Genomic DNA, 17751 nt, shown 5'->3' with positions numbered 1-17751 from the left:
ATTATGGAGATTTTCTCTTTGAATGGACGTCGATAATTTAACATTTTAGTACAATTTAGAATTTGTAATTAGGTCTGAAATTTAATGCAACGCTATTGACATCAAACGTTAAAATTTTATCGTAAATTACATAGTCTTTACGGCTGGTAAAAGGGCCTTTATTGTTGTTATGTTTATTGATGGCATAAGATGTTGTACCTACTCCCGCGTTTCTGTTTTCATACCACGAGATGAAGGAATTGACTTCTTCCATCGAAAGATCGAATTCTTTTTCCAGCCCTGTCGTCATTGTAACCGTGAGGATGGCACGATTACCTTTAGGTTGTTCTGGATTAGTCGGCTCTGTCGGTTCTGTCGGTTCTGTCGGTTCTGTCGGTTCTTCACTGGTACCAGGATAATAAACTTCAACTTTATTAATAGAAGTAGTCGTTTCGCCGGCTATTGCAAAAATCGCATTATTAAAGGATACTACACCTGCTCTTCTTGTAGTAGGCATATCTAATTTTTTTGTCCATTCATTTTTTGCCGGGTCAAATTCATAGACAGAGTTTATTTTTGTATTACCTTCAGGTTTGCCGCCTCCGATCCCATAGATCTTTCCGTTAAGCTCTGTCGTCCCAATATATATGGCGGTTTCCGGATAAGGAACTCCATTTTCCCAGGTATCTGTTTGTGGATCGTAGATTTCAACTTTACTTTGGGAGTTTGAATTAGCTGAATTTTCCCCACCGATTGCATAAATTTTTCCGTTTAATATAGTGAGGCCAATACCGGATCTAGAAGAAGGCATTTTCGCCTTCGTAGCCCAACTGTTGGTTTCCGGATTGTATTCATACACGGTGTTGGAGTTTGAACCTGATGGAGTATATCCACCTATTACATAAATTTTATTATTGATTGCAATCCCTGAAGTGTAACTTCTCGTTTCGGGCAAACTTTTTTTGTATGACCACTTGTCCTCTTTAGGGTCATACGCTTGAACTACTTCGGTGTACCCGTATGCATCTTTGCCCCCGATTACGTAAATGATATCATTCACGACAGCTATTGCTGCTCCGTATCTCGCTGTCGGCATGGGAGCTTTTTCGATCCATGAGTCATTAGTAGGATCATAGGCATATACATTTCTGGCAAAACCGGTATATCCAGAGGAAGAACCCCCGATTACATATATGGTCTGATTGGCTACAGCTACATGAGGATAGCTTCTGTTTACCGGGAAATCATTTTTTTGTTCCCATTTTTCCACGCCAGTGGAGGCGTATGCGCTTGGAATGAAACATAGCAGTAAAAGTAGCGACAATAGAGCCGATAAGATAGGTTTTTTCATGATCTTCTCCTTTAAATTCAGTCTGTATAACGATTATATGAAATTGGAATATGATTGTCTATATATATGTATATATGAAAATATGTAAATAAATGTTTGTTATATACTAAAAAAGTGGGAACCTTACTGATAAGGTGATTCATTCCATTGGAAGTGCCTTATGCGGACATCATGCTTAAACCTAGGTTCCAGTGAAAAATCAAAAAAGTAAAAATGTTCAGTGAATCATGTCATAATGCTGCCCTAGTTGGCTGCCTAATTGAATCATAAAATGATAGGTAGAACGACACCTCAGATTCCTTGCGCTTCATACTATTTTTGGAGGTTATTAATTTATGAAAAAACAGATCATAGCAGGTATTTTGGGGCTTACTATGGTAGCTGGCATGTCCACGCCAGCGTTTGCAGCGATCGATTTTTTTAATGAGATTGAAAATAACGATGCGTTTAAGCGTGCTAATGAATTCCCTCTAAAAACCCATACCATGATTAACGGTAAAGCATCCCGTGATGACGAGTACGACTATTTTAAGTTTAAGGCTCCCGAGACTGCATTCTTTACATTTGACTTTGGCGCTGCTAACATTGAGCTTCCTGTTGAGGGAGCAAAAGTAACCCTGTATGATGCCAATAGAAAGAAGATTACGAGCGGAGAAGTGGACTCGCGCAACGAATTGAAATTTAGTGAAAAGTTGACTAAAGACCATGAATATTTTATTCGTGTAGAGAACAATTCCAGTAGATTTTATGATTATATTTTAGAAGTCTACAAAAGAAACTAATTGCAACATCAAAAATATCGACTCGTTTGTCCCGATGAATGATTTATTCATCGGGACTTTTCTTTTGGTGTAAAAAAATCCTCGACATATTGGTTTTACCATGCAAGATGTATTTCGATCGGAGGCTGCTCTAATTTGATACTAATAGAACCGTTATAATCATATTCTTATAAAAGAAAATAATAAGAAGGAGGGTACAGTTATTTGGAAAAAGTTAAGGTTCGTTTACGCCCCATTGTAAGTAAGTTGAATATGCCCACTGTTTTGAAAACGGCTATACTTCCGGGTGACTCAATGGAAAGATTATTTATTGCAACCCAGGTAGGAGAGATTTTTTACATAGGAAACGGGGAGGTAAGGACTTTTTTAGATATTCGCTCACGAATCCTAAAATTAGGTGCCTCTAGTGGCGGGTATGATGAACGGGGGTTGATAGGGCTGGCATTTCATCCCGAATTTTATTACAATGGCCTGTTTTATCTCCATTATTCAGTAGCTGGAACCCAAGGTTCAGGTGCTCTTCCAGGTTCTTTTGAATCTTTTAAGCCGAACCCGTGTGATTCTAAAACCTTACACTTGAAGTGGCTTAATAGAGAAACTCAATATGATCATATAGATACAGTTGAAGAATGGATTCTACATTCGAATGATGAACCTCAAAGACGCCGGACATTACTGAATATAAGAAGACCCTTTTTAAATCATAACGGCGTCAATAGCTTAAACTTTTCCCCTGAAACAGGAAAACTTGTTCTGACAACCGGAGATGGCGGATCAGGCTATGATCCATTTCATTTAAGCCAAAATAATATGGAAATCGCGGGAAAAATCATTGAAATCGATGTCGCCAAACCTACATTTATCGATAATCCGCCCGTCGTTACACGTTTTAATGAGCTACCCGCATCTATTCAAGAAACGCTTACGGTAATGGCCAAAGGAGGCCGCAATATACCGGGCATTTCTTTTCAAAGGCTTTATCATAATCAGTATATCAAATACGTAGGAAATGTCGGACAGGATCTCGTAGAGTCGATTTTTTCATTCATTCACTATAAACCAATACCGGTTACTCAGCTTGTTCAAGCTTCTTTAGCGAATTCTGTACTTGATCAAGAAGGATTTATTAATTTTGGCTGGAGAGGGTGGGAAGGCGCTTTTCCTACTTCGCTTCTAACAGGCTGTTCTGCAGATCCGGCTTTGGATGAGAAAACAATTTCTTATTATGATGAAGCAATAACAACTTCAGTGCGGCGTCTTCCGCCTCTAATTAGTTATTTTCATAAGGATCCCCGAACCGATAAGTTTGGAGGAACTGCACTTACTGGAGTCCAGGCATATTTGGGAAATGAAATTCCCGGTTTAACGGGAAGCGTTGTGTTTACCGATCTTGCCAGGAATGAAGGATCTCCCCCTCCAATTAAAGGGGTTTTAGCTTATACCAGGGCTAGAACGGATTGCAAACTAAGTGATTTTCGTGTTATTGAAACCGATTATGATTTTGGGTCTCAATCCGCTTATTATGTAAGTTTAGGCACGAATCTGAGTCAATCCAGGTTATATCTAGGGGTTTATGGCTCTACAAAAGTAACCGACGTTAACCAAGGCACTGTTTTCGAAATTGTTCCATAGTTCAGTTTCTCCCTACTATTTTTTATGCGCCCTTCTCATTATACTTACATGTGACAAGAACTTTTGTATGGTTGATCAACATTGTTTAGGGGGAGCAGCATTGAAATCACCGCTTATGTCTTATGCGACATTATTTCTTGGCGTACTTGCTTTATCGACTTCTGCGATTTTTGTGAAGTTAGCCGATGCGCCTGCGGGTATTATAGCGTTTTATCGGATGTTTTTTGCAGCGATTATGCTGCTGCCGTTTCTTCTCGTGAACAAAGAGAATAGGAGAGAATTGCGTTCACTATCGAAGAAGCAATGGGGATTTGGAATGCTGTCGGGCTTATTTCTAGCCGCGCATTATGTGTTGTGGTTTGAGTCTTTGAATTACACGTCGGTCGCAAGCTCGACAGTTATCGTAACACTGCAGCCGCTGTTTTCTATGGCTGGAGGCTACTTTTTATTTAAGGAACGCTTTCGAACAGGGGCTATTCTTGGCTGTCTGGTGGCTATTGCGGGCAGCTTGGTCATCGGATGGCAGGACTTCCAAATTAGTGGACAAGCGCTATTCGGCGATATTCTTGCTTTTATTGCGGCGGGTGTAATTACGGCTTACTTTTTTATTGGGCAGCATGTTCGCAAACAGCTGTCACTCATCCCTTACTCCATCATTGGTTATGCAAGCAGTGCGCTTTTGTTAAGTTTCTTTTCCTTGAGTCAGCAAGCATCCTTCTTCGATTATTCCGCTCCAACATGGTGGTCCTTTTTTGGACTCGCCTTCATTGCAACGATATTAGGTCAAACGATATTCAACTGGCTGCTGAAATGGCTTAGTACGTCCGTCATTTCGATGAGCATTTTAGGAGAGACGGTCGGAACATGCATCCTTGCTTATTTTATATTGGATGAGGGCATCACACTCCAGCAAGGCATTGGGATTGCACTCATTTTGACTGGACTTGCGGTCTTCTTATTACAGCAGCGAAATTCAGTCGTGCCGCAAGTAGCTAGTGAGGAAATCAGGGCATAGATTCCTACGATTAGTATGTACCATAAGCGACATGACGCGACGGCGAACTGGGGAGACTAGGAACAGCACGATTATCATAAGCACTACGGATATTGCAAGCATAAGTGCCATGGTAGACATGACCTCATCCTTCACATCGCCTAACACGATGGGCATTCCACCTGTTTGAACGGTAATAGCAGCATCGAAGTTACTGCTGCTAATGATGTGGTTGATTCTCGAATGATTCAGGCGCAGGTGCCGATATTTGTGTTTTTTGATGTATTCAGTACGATGACAATATGTTCACCTTGTCCTGTATTCATAGGAGAGAGTTGAGATGGAACCTTCCTATTATCAGAAAAGACAAGCTGACGCAGCAAGTTGTCATTCATATCTTGCACGGCAAGCAAGTCTTTCAGGACTTGAGCAGCTATAGCTGTTTGTTGTTATTCCGTCAGCAAATTCTGTGTAAAGACTTTCTGTTGATGTAACTTCTTTAGGAAGTTGTTTTAATTGATTAAGAGCTTGTTCCAATTCCCCGACAGTAACAGTAACGGAATCATCTGAAAAAGCAACAGCATCAGCTTTTTTCAGATCTCTAGGATCTAATCATATTCAATAACTTGGTTTACATTCTCTTCAGTTACAATTGTGTCCGTTGATAATGCTCCACTTGCGCTCGCCTGTCCACCAAAAATTAGAGCGATAGAAAGACATAGAGCGATACATAAACTAATAGATTTTCTTACCATTGGACTATCATCCTCCTTTTTTCACTTCACCATACTATATACATATTTACCAGTATATTTTTCAATTAATTGAAATAAATTGTAAATAGACTTTTGGAAATGACTATATTCCTTTCGCTTCAAATGCGCCTTCAACACGATTCCATTTCAGCGATTTGTGTGTGTTAACTAGTCCAACAAGTATATAATCATAAAAGAAAAGGAGGTGCTGTATCTAAATGGAATTTATAGAAATAGGACTAAAACTATTTGTTTTTATAATAGGTATTTCACTATTCTTTGCTCTGGTAGGTTTTCTAGTCAAAAAATATCTAAGTAACTTCTTTGATAAAATATTTTCTTCAATTAAAAATATTTTCAAAAAAAGGACTGACCATATTGTACGAATTCAGACAATTTGTAAAGACTGTGCACATAATCCCGGATTTTGTGAAATAGTCTAGCCTCTCGAACGCCGTATTCGGGCAAATTCAGCCTTGAGCGGGGATTTTCTTCTTCGGTCGATGATACATAATCCATCTTCAAGCAAATCATGAGTGCTTCCCAACTCTATATTCTCCTTCGGTCACTCTATGTACTTCGTACCGATCATCCGTACCCGTTGCTACTCCGCCGAACGTCACGTTATCTCCTACATCCATCTGGCGGATTGTCTCTTTCTGCACATTGTTTAATATCATGTTCTCATCTTCTTACTTTTCAGGGTAATGATAAATTAGCCCATGATCGAACTTATCCGGATCTATTTGACTCGACTTCAGATCATGAAGCTGCAGCTTGATTTTGTTGCTGGACGATGTGACCGAGCGCGCGAATCATATCACTCAGTTCGTTCACCGTTTTTTGTAGGTCAGATAAAGCTTTCGCCAGATTTACTGTCACATGGCCACCATTATCATTTACATCGTTCACCGTTCTGATCGTAGGCGTTCTAGCTGCAGCCAACACATAACTCTTATGCCGCTTACGCAGCTGCAGGTGATGGTCGTGTTGCCGAATATGAGTTGGCTTTCTTTATTTTTCCTATTCAAGAGACTCGATTCATTTTGCCATCGCTGCTTGCTCTACGTTACCAAAATACGCAGCCGCCAGCTGATTGATCGATAGAGCATGGGTTCCTTCCGGAGTCGTGCTGCCTTCGCGTATGAAAGATGCATTTCCCCATAGGTCTAATGACGATTATTACAGCTACTCCCTTGTTTCTTTTGAACCCATTATTCGGCAATATGAGTGGATCAACAACACACTCACTCGAAACTTCCCAACAAGTAGCGACAGCAGCCTATACAAGCGAAATGCTCCTGAAACTGATATTGTTCGCTGCGATCAGTATTGCATGTGCGCGTATCGGCACCAAAATCAAATTGCCGACAGCTTATTTATTAGGCCCTGCAACCGGCATTGCCCTTGTTCAACGATTCGGAGTCGACGGAGTTCCTCTTCCTCCTTCTGTGATTCATATGGCTCAGCTTCTCATCGGCACTTATGTAGGGATGACGCTAAAACCAGGTTAGATGACGAACAAGTTGAGGAACGATTGGCCTTGCGATTGCCAGCGGACTCACGCTGGTGGTTGGTGCTCTCGCATTAAGTGTGTTGCTAGCGGCACTGCAATCTGTATCCGAGTCGACGGCGCTGCTTAGTCTCGCTCCCGGAGGCATGGAGCAGATGGGGATCATTGCACATGAGATTCAGGCTGACCTCTCGATGGTATCAGGCTATCAGATATTCCGTACTCTGTTTATTTCCTTTGCGGTTCCTCCTCTCTTACAATTCTTGTTCCGCATCATGCTAAGAAAGAGACAGGCAGACATCATCATTTGTAGCGTGGACACATTTTTTTTAATAGATAGAACCAATTCATTCCGTTATAATCATCTCAGATTGCTAGCACATCGGAGGTGCTCTACTTGCTAGAAGGAAACCGAGATTATTCTCATACCCTTCACCACATTCATTGGGACGACCTGCGCGCCGATTGCGAAAATTGCTTCGGGCTTTGCTGTGTTGCGCTCCCATTTGCTGCATCTGTTGATTTTGCCATGAACAAGGATGCGGGAGTGCCTTGCTCGAACTTACAGGCTAATTATCGCTGCGGCATTCACACGAATTTACGAGAACGAGGATGTAAAGGGTGCACCGTGTTTGAATGCTTCGGCGCAGGACAGAAGGTGTCGCAGATTACGTTTGAGGGAATCGATTGGCGGGAAGGCTCAGAGAGAGCGAAAACGATGTATAACGTCTTTCCGATTATGCATCAGCTCCACGAAATGCTATGGTATTTACATGAAGCGCTTATGCGGGAGGCAGTGCGTTCTATTCGTCAAGAGCTTAGCATGGCGCTGACAGAGACGATACGTCTGACAGAGCTCCGTGCAGATGAACTTCTGAAGCTGGATGTTCCTACACATCGCGCAAATGTAAATATGCTGTTAGTGCAAACTAGCGAACTGGTATGGCTGGAGGTACGCCACAATCTAAAGGGCAGTTCGAATGGAGAACGAAAGAATTATCGCGGCGCTGATCTTATGGGAGCCAAATTAACAGCAGCCGATCTCAAAGGGGCTAACTTTCGAGGCGCTTATCTGATCGCTGCTGATTTGAAGCATGCGGATTTGCGTGGAGCCGACTTCATCGGAGCGGATTTGCGAGATGCTGATCTTTGCGGTGCGGATTTGCGAGACAGTATTTTTCTGACTCAGGTGCAAATTAACGCTGCGAAAGGGGATGCGCATACTAAATTGCCTGGAGAGCTGTTCCGCCCGGCACATTGGACACCATAGCAGCAGTAGGCAAGCTGGCGTAGAAAATAATGCGTAATATATTAGACTTCCGTATATTGGTATAGTGCTTCTTTTGAGGATACGGAGGTTATTGGTTTGTTTTTACTTTATTATTGATATCGATCATTTATCTCAGACAAGTCCATGAGGAGATGATCGAATATGATATACAAGTACTCAGTCGATGGAATTACAGCTGAAATGTTAGAAGGCTTTTTTGTGAATTGGCCGAATCCGCCGAGTCCGGAAACTCACCTTCGGTTATTGAAGAACAGCAGCAAAGTGATTCTGGCGATGGATGAGCAGACGGGTCAAGTCGTAGGATTTATAACAGCGATAAGTGACGGTGTGTTGTCTGCATATATTCCACTGCTTGAAGTATTGCCTGCATATAAAGGCAAGGGAATTGGTAAGCAATTAGTCAGTCAGATGCTCAAAGAGTTGGATGACATCTATATAATTGATTTGTGCTGTGACGATGACCTGGTTCCTTATTATGAGCATTTCGGCATGATGAAGGCGAACGGGATGATGTTCCGGAATTACCGCATGCAGTCCGGAAGTCCTGACTAAATCAACGTGAAAAACGCTTGGACTTCTGTCCAAGCGTTTTTTTGCTGGCTGTAAGATCTACCAATTAGAGCCGCCTGAGGAATTTTTGTTGCTGCTGTCCCAACTGGAGCCGCCGGAGCTGTTCGAACTGCTTCCCCAACTGGAACCGCCGGAGCTGTTGGAGCTGGAAGAGTTGGAGCTGCCGCCCCAGCTGCCTGAGCTGCTCGAATTGGCTTGCTCGCGGCGTCTCTTCTCTTCCTCGATTCTGCGCTCCTCGGCGCGGCGGGCCTCCTCGCGTCTTCGTTCTTCCGCACGTCGAGCTTCTTCGCGGCGCCGTTCTTCTGCCAGTACGGCATCATAGGCTGCGTTCATGGCATTAATGATGCCCGCCAACATGGCAGCCTCCTGACTTGCGCGCTGGTAGTCTCCCCGCTGCATATAATCATTGGCATTAGAGATCACTTGCGAATATTGATAATCAAAATGGGACAATTTTATTTTTCTTCGTGTACGATTGTAAGTTGAACGATACCGTGCTTCCATATCGTTAATATTGCGTTCCGCATCGCGCTTCAAAATCGCGGTTCGCTCCACATCCTGGAGGTAGGCCTCTGCTTCCCGCACATATCGGGAGCTTAGCTCCGACATGAAGTCGATGTCATAAGGAGGCTGAGCAATCAACTGCTTCAGTCCAGAGTCAAGCTTCAATAGAGACGCTTCAGCAGGGCCCCATACTTGAACGAGTCGATTGCGGGCGATGACGTCCCGGCCTCGGGAAAATGCTTGTTCGCCGCTCTTTAGCTGCCTGTTGATCAGATCAACCGCCTGATCTAATTTCGTGACGAGTCCTTCATATTGCCTTTGATTGCGATCCTGATCCTGCAGAGCTTGCAAAATTCCGTCAAGTTCCTGACGAGCCAATTCGTATTCCTGCACCTCTTCGGAAGATAACGAACGAACATCGTTCAGCCTCGATCGCATTTGGGCAATTTCGGGAAGCCCGTTATGATACAGCTCCCAAGCATGCTCCCAGTAGGTAGATCGATATGTATGGGTGACTCGGTTATGAAGCTCATTCATCTGTCGTTCTTGATCCATAAAATTCGATAATCTCTTCGCAATAGCTTGGATGTCTTCGGCATTTTTTAACTTCAAATCAGCTATTCGCTGCGTCATTTGAACGGCCTCCGCCAGAAGCTGGCGTCTATGCTCTGCCAATTGGGCAACTTCTGAAATATTGCCGATTTGCAGATGCTCCAGCATCCGTTCATTCGTGTCCCTAGCTTGCTCTAGACAGCCGTAAGGATCGATTCGGATCAGCTTAAGCCTATGCTCCTGTACGATGCTTTCGAAGCGGGAACGGCTGCTGGCCATCTCGTTTGGGAACTGCTGGTATAGGTTCGCATAGTGCGAGATGGAAGAGATATCTTGCGACAACTGCTCGATTCCAGTCTTGCAAGTGTCCATGATGGCATTGGCGCCGATCGGATCGAATGTGTCCATATCGTCCACAGTTTGGATGCGATTCACAAGGTCATGGTGGCGCTGCTCGATCCCGTCCAGCGACCAGCCCCGCGCATTGGTTTCTGAACGATATTCATATTCGAGCTGTTGAAGGCGCGTACGCGCTTCGCGTATGCTGTCCACAAGCTGCCGTTCAATCGACTCGATTTGTTCAATCTGCCTCGATAGCTCCGCAACTTCGTTTTCTTTCGTTTGCCGCACGTTCTCAGCGGAATCGAGTTGTTTTTTTAACGTAGGCAGCATCGTGCGAACGAAGCTGATTTGTTGAAGCTCCTTCAAGCTAGAATCGAGCTCGATTATGGATGACGTTAACTGCCCTTCGATGGACGACGCCTCTTGCTGGGTCGTGCCCTGATATAACTCGGCGTAATGACGAACGCGTTCGAGCGCGTGGCTGACAGCAGCCATCACGACAGGAATTTGATTACGCAGCTTGCGTAGTCGTTGCAGGCGCCATGTCCATATGCATAATGGTATGCATAATGCGATAATGCCCGCTATGACTCCCACGGTCGGCCAAGGGATGCCATTCCAAAATCGTTCGAATGCTCCGGGTCCGGCAGGCTCCTGCGGCTTTATTGGAGCTCCGCTATCGCTATTCGATGTGTTTGGATGCTTGTCGGATGGAAGATTTCCAGCAGGTTCTTCCGGAATCGAAATAGCTGCGGGCTTTAATTGCTTAGTCGCTTCTATCAAGGTAATAGCGGCTCTGGCGAAATTGCCTTCCTTGGCTTTCGGAATAAAGTGCCTATCGACGAATTCACTTAGTTTGGATCGGGACTGGCCATCCCCGTTAAAATCATCGGGAAGCGCATCGATCTTCTCCTGCAGGGCAGGATTGTTGAAGTTCATTTCTACGCGCCGATCTTCCTTGGATAAAACGATAAGTATGTCATCCGCTGTCAGCTTCCATTTACGATACACTGCGGTTGCATACTCGGCTGCATCTTGTCCATTTAGACTATTGATGGTAAGGAGATAAAAGGTATACGGATTCCCTTTCGCGGCCCGTTCGATATATGGAATCGATTCTTTAGGGATCATTTTGGCCGTATCCTGAACAACGCCGGATTTTATCGGCATAGAAGCAGCTTGAACAATTCCTGGGTGAAGCAAAATCACAATCATCATGATGGCGGATAGCCATCGCATTGCATTCCTCACAGTGATCCTCCGTTTCCATTCGTGTTGTATGTGTTGTCACCTATCATGCTACTTCCAGTATAAGGGGCGATTGGGGGAGCGGGAAGGACTTTTCTTACAACTTATGCCGGCCCTCTATTCAGAACTGAACTGAAAATCCATGGAATTGGTGAATGCCTGTTCCGAAGCGGACAAGCTCCTTTTCTCGCAGTTCTGCTGCTGCATCTTTCACCGCACCTAATAATTCGGGCTCCAGCCCAAGCCGGTTATGGGAACCGAATATTTGCACAATGCCCTCGATCTCCGAGATTTTCTGCCATGAGGACACAAGATCTTCCGGACTCGTTGAAGGATAGAACGCATAGATCGGTGTCTCATCGTACAGCAGATCGCCAGCAAATAAGTATCCTCTGCTTGTATCGTGCACCACGATATGTCCGGGAGAATGACCTGGCGTATGATAAACGATGAGTTTGCGATCTCCTAAATCAATTGCATCTCCATCTCGCAGAAGGCCAGTCGGCTTGCCTTGATAGGGAGTGTAGGCAGCAGGATCGAAGGTAGCCGGTAAAGGTCTCGTAATATCACGCGATACATCTTTGCGAACCTGCTCAATTGGCAATCCTTTAATGCCGTTGACAAGCCAATCTTCATCCATCTCGTGGACGTAAATGCGCTCGAACTTGCCATGGCTGCCGATATGATCCCAGTGAACATGGGTGGTAAGCACTGTGATGGGCAGACTGGTTAGTTGATTAGTCATTCGCGTGATATCATCAATGCCGAGGCCCGTGTCAATTAGAGCGGCTCGTTCGCTGCCGATGAGCAGAAAAGAATGAACTCTCTCCCAATGGCCGTATTCGCTAATTGCGAACGTGCTATCGTCCAGCTTGGAGACGGTGAACCAAGCATCGTCTATGACGATTGGATATTTTGTTGCGCGCTGCTCACGCTTGGTTGAGTTAGCTAGCATGTGGTATCCCTCCAGAAAGTGAAAACGTAATCATGGAATGGCAATATCTTCGCTGTCATCTTGAAATGCAATTAAGGACAAATAGTAGCTTTTTTGTTCTTCTGTTTTCTCTGTCTGTAAAGCATGTTGTTTACGTTCATTTTTACTATGATTCTGCCCTTCATTCCCCGTATGCTGCATAAAATGCTTGTCCAGCAGTAGCTTGAATTCCTCGATGAAGGCGTGGAAATTTCCTTCCGTCGCCATCATTTGATAGGTGGAGGCGATGTTCTTCCGTTGCTCCAGGTTGCTGCTGTTCAGAGCGAAGGATGCAGCCGGCGCGCTCTCGATCTTTGTGCGGGTTGCCTCGACAGTTTCCATGAACACTTGACGCGATGTATCGATTAGATCCATGCTCGGCAGCAAATGATCCTCCGGAATAAAGCGGCTCGCAACTGCACGGTAATACTTTTGCACGATACCGTTCTTCTCTTCTTTCCGTACGACTTGAATTACCTGATGCTTCTCTAGCTCCTTCAGATGAAAATAAATATTATTTCGCGTTATACCAAGCATTTCGGCAAGCTGCTGCCCAGTATATTCTTGCTTGACCAGGTTCATAAGCATCTTTGTCCGGAGAGGATCAGCGATTGCTTTTAGCTGCTCATGAGTCTGGATTTTATAGACGCTAGTCACATTCATCCAATCACCTCACTACGATTTACCGGTAAATTAAAATTTACTGTTGATTGTTCATAATACTAACATGAATCGCCGCGATGGACAATCCTTCCATTCGATATCGGGGAGATAAACTGAGCTGGGATCCTGATGTAATATAATTCCGCCTCTACGCTGATTTTTGCTTTTTTGATACACTTGGGACATATGTCCTTCCCCGGAGGCATGGGTCTGATTTTAAATAATAATGAAATCGAAATCCAACTTAGGGGAGCGGGAAAAATGGCAGGAATCCTATTTGCATTGTTAGGCGGAGCGTTCATTACGCTGCAAGGTGTGGCAAACTCCCGAATCAGTCAAGATATTGGCACTTGGCAAGCGGCAACGATTACCCAGTTTACGGGATTCGTACTGGCCTTCATTCTTCTACTGCTTGTTCGCGACGGTAAATGGAGAAGAATCAAGCAGGTGAAGCCGCTCTATTTGACGAGTGGAGCCTTGGCGGCAATCATCATTTCCAGCAATATTACGTCTATTCATCACGTCGGCGTTACCTTGACAATTGCTGTGGTGTTGATTGCTCAGCTCAGCGTAACCTTTATCGTCGATAGCAAAGGTTGGTTCGGTGTAGCGAAGCAAAAAATGAAGCTGGCACAGTTCATCGGCATTGGGATGATGATCGCCGGAGTGATTATATTAAAGATGTAATTTTGCGGCAGGGGTGAAGGCGCGCTATGAAAGAAATTAAGGATCGTGAACAACTGGCTCACTATATGGAGATTCATCAGATATCCTCGATATTTAATGCGAATATAACGCCGCATTTGACATTGTACCGTTATGAGCAGGGGGAACTGATCTGTTCGCAGGGCGATCCTGCCGAGTATTTATGTGTGCTCGTGAAAGGAAAGGTCAAGGTGTATAACACCTCGGCGGAGGGCAAAGCGCTGATCGTGTCGTTCAAAACTGCACTTGAAGCAGTCGGAGACATTGAATATGTGCAAGGCATCGACTTCATGAACACGGTTGAGGCGGTGTCTCCGGTTTATATGATCGCCGTCCATTACCGTTGGCTGCATCAGTATGCGAAAGATGATGCAAATCTGCTTCAATTTCTGTTGAAAATCATAACAACGAAGTTTTGCATGAAATCGGATTTCTTAAGTTTTAATCTGATGTATCCGGTGGAAGCGCGCTTGGCAAGTTACCTCTTGTCCATCTCGTACGATGAATCGGATCCGCGATTTAATGGACAGCTTCGTGCCGTAAGTCTACGGGACGTGGCCAATTTCATCGGCACCAGCTATAGGCATCTGAATCGAGTTATTCATAAGCTTTGTGATGAAGGTTTGGTCGAGCGCAATCGAGGCTTCATTTCTGTAAAGAACAGGGAGCGATTGCGGGCATTGGCTGGCCATAATATATATGAAAAGTGAGAGGAGAACGTTTATGATTACAGGCTTGGTACTGGCGCTCATAGCCGGCTCGCTTGTGGGCATTCAAAATGTATTCAACAGCCGAGTAAACGAAGGCGTGGGAACGTGGACGACTACGACGATCGTGCTGGGCATGGGATTTCTGGCTTCATTCGCGATTGGCTTGGCCGTTGAAGGCAAGCAGCTATTCGATTTGCCGAATATGAAGACATGGTACTGGTTCAGCGGCATCATTGGGGTCGGCGTCGTTCTTAGTGTCGTACAGGGAGTGAAGCGGCTTGGCCCGACGTTTGCCGTCTCGATCGTGATGGCGTCCCAGATCAGCTTTGCTTTGTTATTCGACTCATTGGGGTTGCTTGGCTTAGACAAGGTTCCTTTTACGGGAAAACAAGCGATTGGAGTATTGATCATAGTTGGAGGTATTATCGTATTTAAGACAGGCGGCAAGCGCAGTGATGTACGCAAGGCGGTGCCGAGCCAGCCGGCTGCTTCGGAAGGCATATAAGACATGTGTGCGGTACACAAATTTGATTATTATATCGGTTTAAATGAAGTGAAGTTGAAGAGATCAGCGGAGAGGATAAGGGAATATCAATGTCAATGAGAACTTATCGAACCTTATTATTTGACGTGGATGATACATTGCTGGACTTTCAGGCAGCTGAAAGGATGGCGCTGCGCTTATTATTCGAGGAACAGCGGATCGAGCTTTCGGAAGAAATTGAAGCGTATTATAAGCAAATGAATCAAGGGCTATGGAAGGCTTTTGAGGAAGGACGCATTGATCGCGATGAAGTCGTGAATACGCGATTTTCTTTGTTATTGAAGGAGTATGGGCATGAAGTTGACGGCGTTTTGCTGGAGCAACAATATCGAAGTTATTTGGAACAGGGACACCAGCTTGTAGACGGGGCTCTGGAAATGATTACGGGACTGCACGGCGCATATGATCTGCACATTGTGACGAATGGTGTGTCTAAGACACAGGATCGGAGGCTTCGTGATTCTGGACTGCATCCGATGTTTACGAGCATTTTCGTATCAGAGGATACAGGGTACCAAAAGCCGATGAAGGAGTTCTTTGATTATGTGTTCGCACGCATTCCTAATTTTGACCCGCAGCAGGCATTGATTATCGGGGACTCATTAAGCTCGGATATGAAGGGCGGGCAGCTCGCAGGCCTGGATACCTGCTGGTTCAATCCAGAGTGGAAAGTGAATACGACGGATATTGTTCCTACCTATGAGATTTCTAGGCTCCAGGAGTTGAATCAAATATTGGGGCTAAAGTAAGCGTTCAGAGTCAATTGAAGCCTTTCATTCAATTGATTATGGAGTGTGCTGCTGATAGTCTGCAGGCGTATTTATTCGCCGTGGAATAATAGAAGCGGGGCTGTCTTGCGGTCATGTTAATCATGATGGAAAGACAGCCCCGTTTTGTGCTCTCATTCAATTGTACGGTGATGGCGTTACTTCCAATGTCCGCCTTCCACGATAATGTCGTCAGGGGTGACATCTGCACCGAGTTCGTCTTTTACATATGTATCATATAGTTGAAGCAGGAACTTTTCCTTTCCTAGCGACTCCAGTTCCTGATTCACCCAATCGCGAAGCGCGGTATTGCCCTTCTTGACGGCTGGTGCAATTGGGGATTCCTTCTCTAGTTTCTCTGGAATAAGGGAGAAGCCGGGATTTTTCCTTGCCCAAGCAAGCAGAATGAAATTATCCTGTGCGTACCCGACGCCGCGCCCATCCTTTAACGCTTGCAGCGATTCGGTGTTTTTCTCGAATTTAACCAGTTCAACATCAGGGTAGTTTTTCGTGAAGAAAATATCGGCTGTCGTTCCCTTTGTTACGATAATTTTCTTCCCTTTCAAATCATCTAACGTTTTAATGCCGCTTTTATCGTTTACGAGCACCTGTGTAGTGACCTTCAAATTTGGGTTCGTGAAATCAACGATTTCCTTGCGTTCATCCGTTACGGTCATATTGGCTACGATGAGATCCACCTTGTCGCTTTGCAAATACGGAATGCGGCTTGCCGGCTCTACAACAACAAACTCAATTTTGCTTTCATCTCCGAGCAGGTCCTTGGCGAAACGCTTTGCCAAATCATTGTCGAACCCAACCAGCTCGCCTTTTTCATTCGTGAAGCCGAATGGGGGCTTGTCGGAGAACACGCCGACGATAAGTTTGCCGCGTTCTTTAATTTTGCTTAGTATGCCAGCGTCTATGCCCGCTGATTTTCCGCTTTCCTGCTGATCGGCTATTGCAGGTTGATCTTTCGAGGCATTGCCTGCATTATTCCCATTGTTACTGCTCGTGCCGCATGCGGACAGCAATCCTAACGCTAGCAATACGACTAATAAGGTGAATCCCAGTTGCTTCTTCATCTTCTTCATCCCATTTCTCTCCTTTTCCAGGTTTCAATATCCATAAACTTATCCAAAAAACGCCGAGCTCGTTCGGTTTTCGGCTCTGTAAAAAAAGCGTCCGGCACACCTGTCTCGCCTATTCGACCTTCATCCATAAAGACAATCCGGTCGGCTACCGCCCGGGCGAACCCCATCTCATGAGTGACGATAACCATCGTCATGCCTTGATCCGCCAAAATGAGCATGACTTCCAGCACCTCGCGCACCATCTCGGGATCAAGTGCGGCCGTAACCTCGTCGAAGAGGATGACCTCGGGATTCATACACAATGCCCGCACGATCGCGATCCGCTGCTGCTGGCCGCCTGACAACTGCCGGGGATAGACATCCTTTTTGTCCAGCAGACCTACACGAGCAAGCAGCTTCTCCGCTTGGGAGACAACTTCCGCTCGGGGGCGGCGCTGGGCCTTTACAGGCCCGAGCACGATATTGTCCAATACGGTCAGATGGGGGAATAATTGATAGCTTTGAAATACCATTCCGATTTGCTGACGAATATGCTGCCAGCGCGTGGCAGAGTGGGTCAATTCTTGACCATGAAACTGAATGCTGCCGCTCTGCGTCGTTTCGAGTCCATTCAGGCATCTGAGCAGTGTGCTTTTGCCGCTGCCGCTTGGGCCGAGTATGACGGTCACTTCTCCTCGGGCAATCTGCAGGTTGATGTCCCGCAGCACCCAATGCTTGCCGAACGACTTTCCGACATTGGAGAGTTCAAGCAATGCGTCGGGCATGAATGCTTCCTCCTTTCTTAG

At 45.1% G+C, this 17751-nt stretch carries 20 protein-coding genes; 11 read left to right on the top strand and 9 right to left on the bottom strand.

Annotated features, from left to right (window positions below):
* Window positions 1–55 precede the first annotated feature (55 nt).
* Window positions 56–1330 (bottom strand): Kelch repeat-containing protein, encoded by a 1275-nt coding sequence (locus tag PAV_RS05875; protein ID WP_005544305.1) that lies wholly within the window; start codon window positions 1328–1330, stop codon window positions 56–58.
* Window positions 1331–1665: 335 nt separating this feature from the next.
* Here PAV_RS05875 and PAV_RS05870 point away from each other — a divergent pair, with 335 nt between their 5' ends.
* The 3 genes from PAV_RS05870 (at window position 1666) to PAV_RS05860 (ending at window position 4759) form a co-directional block, all read left to right on the top strand.
* Window positions 1666–2112 (top strand): hypothetical protein, encoded by a 447-nt coding sequence (locus PAV_RS05870; RefSeq protein ID WP_005544303.1) that lies wholly within the window; start codon window positions 1666–1668, stop codon window positions 2110–2112.
* Window positions 2113–2316: 204 nt separating this feature from the next.
* On the top strand, window positions 2317–3744 hold the full coding sequence (locus PAV_RS05865) for a PQQ-dependent sugar dehydrogenase (protein WP_005544302.1): 1428 nt from the start codon (window positions 2317–2319) through the stop codon (window positions 3742–3744).
* A gap of 100 nt (window positions 3745–3844) precedes the next feature.
* Entirely contained in the window at window positions 3845–4759 is a 915-nt protein-coding gene (locus PAV_RS05860; RefSeq protein ID WP_005544301.1) for a DMT family transporter, read from the top strand.
* Between the two features lie 587 nt (window positions 4760–5346).
* On the opposite strand, the gene PAV_RS34490 is transcribed toward PAV_RS05860, so the two are convergent.
* The 3 genes from PAV_RS34490 to PAV_RS05850 form a co-directional block, all read right to left on the bottom strand.
* Window positions 5347–5493: a hypothetical protein gene (locus PAV_RS34490; protein ID WP_005544299.1), complete on the bottom strand. Its 147-nt coding sequence runs from the start codon at window positions 5491–5493 to the stop codon at window positions 5347–5349.
* Between the two features lie 530 nt (window positions 5494–6023).
* Complete coding sequence (locus tag PAV_RS33215) at window positions 6024–6173, bottom strand: hypothetical protein (RefSeq protein ID WP_005544296.1); 150 nt, start codon at window positions 6171–6173, stop codon at window positions 6024–6026.
* Between the two features lie 82 nt (window positions 6174–6255).
* Window positions 6256–6438 (bottom strand): hypothetical protein, encoded by a 183-nt coding sequence (locus PAV_RS05850; RefSeq protein WP_040735008.1) that lies wholly within the window; start codon window positions 6436–6438, stop codon window positions 6256–6258.
* A gap of 227 nt (window positions 6439–6665) precedes the next feature.
* Here PAV_RS05850 and PAV_RS36815 point away from each other — a divergent pair, with 227 nt between their 5' ends.
* The 4 genes from PAV_RS36815 to PAV_RS05835 all read left to right on the top strand — a co-directional run bounded on the left by PAV_RS36815 (window position 6666) and on the right by PAV_RS05835 (window position 8849).
* Window positions 6666–7007: an AbrB family transcriptional regulator gene (locus PAV_RS36815; protein ID WP_005544295.1), complete on the top strand. Its 342-nt coding sequence runs from the start codon at window positions 6666–6668 to the stop codon at window positions 7005–7007.
* Window positions 7008–7062: 55 nt separating this feature from the next.
* Window positions 7063–7410 carry an AbrB family transcriptional regulator gene (locus PAV_RS37515; RefSeq protein WP_051135052.1) on the top strand — a complete coding sequence of 116 codons (348 nt, stop codon included), beginning with the start codon at window positions 7063–7065 and terminating at the stop codon, window positions 7408–7410.
* Window positions 7404–8276: a pentapeptide repeat-containing protein gene (locus PAV_RS05840; protein WP_005544294.1), complete on the top strand. Its 873-nt coding sequence runs from the start codon at window positions 7404–7406 to the stop codon at window positions 8274–8276. The genes PAV_RS37515 and PAV_RS05840 overlap by 7 nt, the downstream gene beginning before the upstream one ends.
* A 162-nt stretch (window positions 8277–8438) precedes the next feature.
* Window positions 8439–8849 (top strand): GNAT family N-acetyltransferase, encoded by a 411-nt coding sequence (locus PAV_RS05835; protein WP_005544293.1) that lies wholly within the window; start codon window positions 8439–8441, stop codon window positions 8847–8849.
* Between the two features lie 57 nt (window positions 8850–8906).
* Here the strand turns inward: PAV_RS05835 and PAV_RS05830 are convergent, their stop codons facing one another.
* The 3 genes from PAV_RS05830 to PAV_RS05820 all read right to left on the bottom strand — a co-directional run bounded on the left by PAV_RS05830 (window position 8907) and on the right by PAV_RS05820 (window position 13149).
* A complete protein-coding gene (locus tag PAV_RS05830) occupies window positions 8907–11516 on the bottom strand; it encodes a TPM domain-containing protein (protein WP_005544292.1) in 2610 nt (869 codons plus the stop codon).
* A 118-nt stretch (window positions 11517–11634) separates the two neighbouring features.
* Window positions 11635–12468, bottom strand: coding sequence for an MBL fold metallo-hydrolase (locus PAV_RS05825; RefSeq protein ID WP_005544291.1), 834 nt, complete (start codon window positions 12466–12468; stop codon window positions 11635–11637).
* Between the two features lie 30 nt (window positions 12469–12498).
* Window positions 12499–13149, bottom strand: a complete 651-nt coding sequence (locus PAV_RS05820) for an ArsR/SmtB family transcription factor (RefSeq protein WP_005544290.1) — start codon at window positions 13147–13149, stop codon at window positions 12499–12501.
* 261 nt (window positions 13150–13410) lie between these two features.
* Here PAV_RS05820 and PAV_RS05815 point away from each other — a divergent pair, with 261 nt between their 5' ends.
* From PAV_RS05815 to PAV_RS05800, 4 genes are all read left to right on the top strand, one after another.
* Window positions 13411–13836 carry a DMT family transporter gene (locus PAV_RS05815; protein ID WP_005544289.1) on the top strand — a complete coding sequence of 142 codons (426 nt, stop codon included), beginning with the start codon at window positions 13411–13413 and terminating at the stop codon, window positions 13834–13836.
* A 26-nt stretch (window positions 13837–13862) separates the two neighbouring features.
* Entirely contained in the window at window positions 13863–14564 is a 702-nt protein-coding gene (locus tag PAV_RS05810) for a Crp/Fnr family transcriptional regulator (protein WP_005544288.1), read from the top strand.
* 13 nt (window positions 14565–14577) lie between these two features.
* The gene (locus PAV_RS05805) at window positions 14578–15069 is read left to right on the top strand and encodes a DMT family transporter (protein WP_005544287.1); all 492 of its coding nucleotides are present in this window, start codon (window positions 14578–14580) and stop codon (window positions 15067–15069) included.
* Between the two features lie 95 nt (window positions 15070–15164).
* Complete coding sequence (locus PAV_RS05800) at window positions 15165–15857, top strand: YjjG family noncanonical pyrimidine nucleotidase (RefSeq protein WP_040735514.1); 693 nt, start codon at window positions 15165–15167, stop codon at window positions 15855–15857.
* A 176-nt stretch (window positions 15858–16033) separates the two neighbouring features.
* On the opposite strand, the gene PAV_RS05795 is transcribed toward PAV_RS05800, so the two are convergent.
* Both PAV_RS05795 and PAV_RS05790 read right to left on the bottom strand, forming a co-directional pair.
* Window positions 16034–16957, bottom strand: coding sequence for a transporter substrate-binding domain-containing protein (locus PAV_RS05795; RefSeq protein WP_040735512.1), 924 nt, complete (start codon window positions 16955–16957; stop codon window positions 16034–16036).
* Window positions 16958–16962: 5 nt separating this feature from the next.
* A complete protein-coding gene (locus PAV_RS05790) occupies window positions 16963–17730 on the bottom strand; it encodes an amino acid ABC transporter ATP-binding protein (protein ID WP_005544280.1) in 768 nt (255 codons plus the stop codon).
* Window positions 17731–17751 lie beyond the last annotated feature (21 nt).

The sequence above is a fragment of the Paenibacillus alvei DSM 29 genome (assembly GCF_000293805.1).
Classification (GTDB): domain Bacteria; phylum Bacillota; class Bacilli; order Paenibacillales; family Paenibacillaceae; genus Paenibacillus_B; species Paenibacillus_B alvei.
This window is presented reverse-complemented; position numbering and strand designations above follow the sequence as displayed.

Excerpts from the sequence above, each read along its gene's own strand:
- PAV_RS05875 (WP_005544305.1), bottom strand. The coding sequence starts at position 1,330 with ATGAAAAAACCTATCTTATCGGCTCTATTGTCGCTACTTTTACTGCTA.
- PAV_RS05825 (WP_005544291.1), bottom strand. The coding sequence starts at position 12,468 with ATGCTAGCTAACTCAACCAAGCGTGAGCAGCGCGCAACAAAATATCCA.
- PAV_RS05800 (WP_040735514.1), top strand. The coding sequence starts at position 15,165 with ATGAGAACTTATCGAACCTTATTATTTGACGTGGATGATACATTGCTG.
- PAV_RS05820 (WP_005544290.1), bottom strand. The coding sequence starts at position 13,149 with ATGAATGTGACTAGCGTCTATAAAATCCAGACTCATGAGCAGCTAAAA.
- PAV_RS05795 (WP_040735512.1), bottom strand. The coding sequence starts at position 16,957 with ATGAAGAAGCAACTGGGATTCACCTTATTAGTCGTATTGCTAGCGTTA.
- PAV_RS05835 (WP_005544293.1), top strand. The coding sequence starts at position 8,439 with ATGATATACAAGTACTCAGTCGATGGAATTACAGCTGAAATGTTAGAA.
- PAV_RS36815 (WP_005544295.1), top strand. The coding sequence starts at position 6,666 with ATGACGATTATTACAGCTACTCCCTTGTTTCTTTTGAACCCATTATTC.
- PAV_RS05870 (WP_005544303.1), top strand. The coding sequence starts at position 1,666 with ATGAAAAAACAGATCATAGCAGGTATTTTGGGGCTTACTATGGTAGCT.
- PAV_RS05815 (WP_005544289.1), top strand. The coding sequence starts at position 13,411 with ATGGCAGGAATCCTATTTGCATTGTTAGGCGGAGCGTTCATTACGCTG.
- PAV_RS05810 (WP_005544288.1), top strand. The coding sequence starts at position 13,863 with ATGAAAGAAATTAAGGATCGTGAACAACTGGCTCACTATATGGAGATT.
- PAV_RS05805 (WP_005544287.1), top strand. The coding sequence starts at position 14,578 with ATGATTACAGGCTTGGTACTGGCGCTCATAGCCGGCTCGCTTGTGGGC.
- PAV_RS05790 (WP_005544280.1), bottom strand. The coding sequence starts at position 17,730 with ATGCCCGACGCATTGCTTGAACTCTCCAATGTCGGAAAGTCGTTCGGC.
- PAV_RS34490 (WP_005544299.1), bottom strand. The coding sequence starts at position 5,493 with ATGGTAAGAAAATCTATTAGTTTATGTATCGCTCTATGTCTTTCTATC.
- PAV_RS33215 (WP_005544296.1), bottom strand. The coding sequence starts at position 6,173 with ATGATATTAAACAATGTGCAGAAAGAGACAATCCGCCAGATGGATGTA.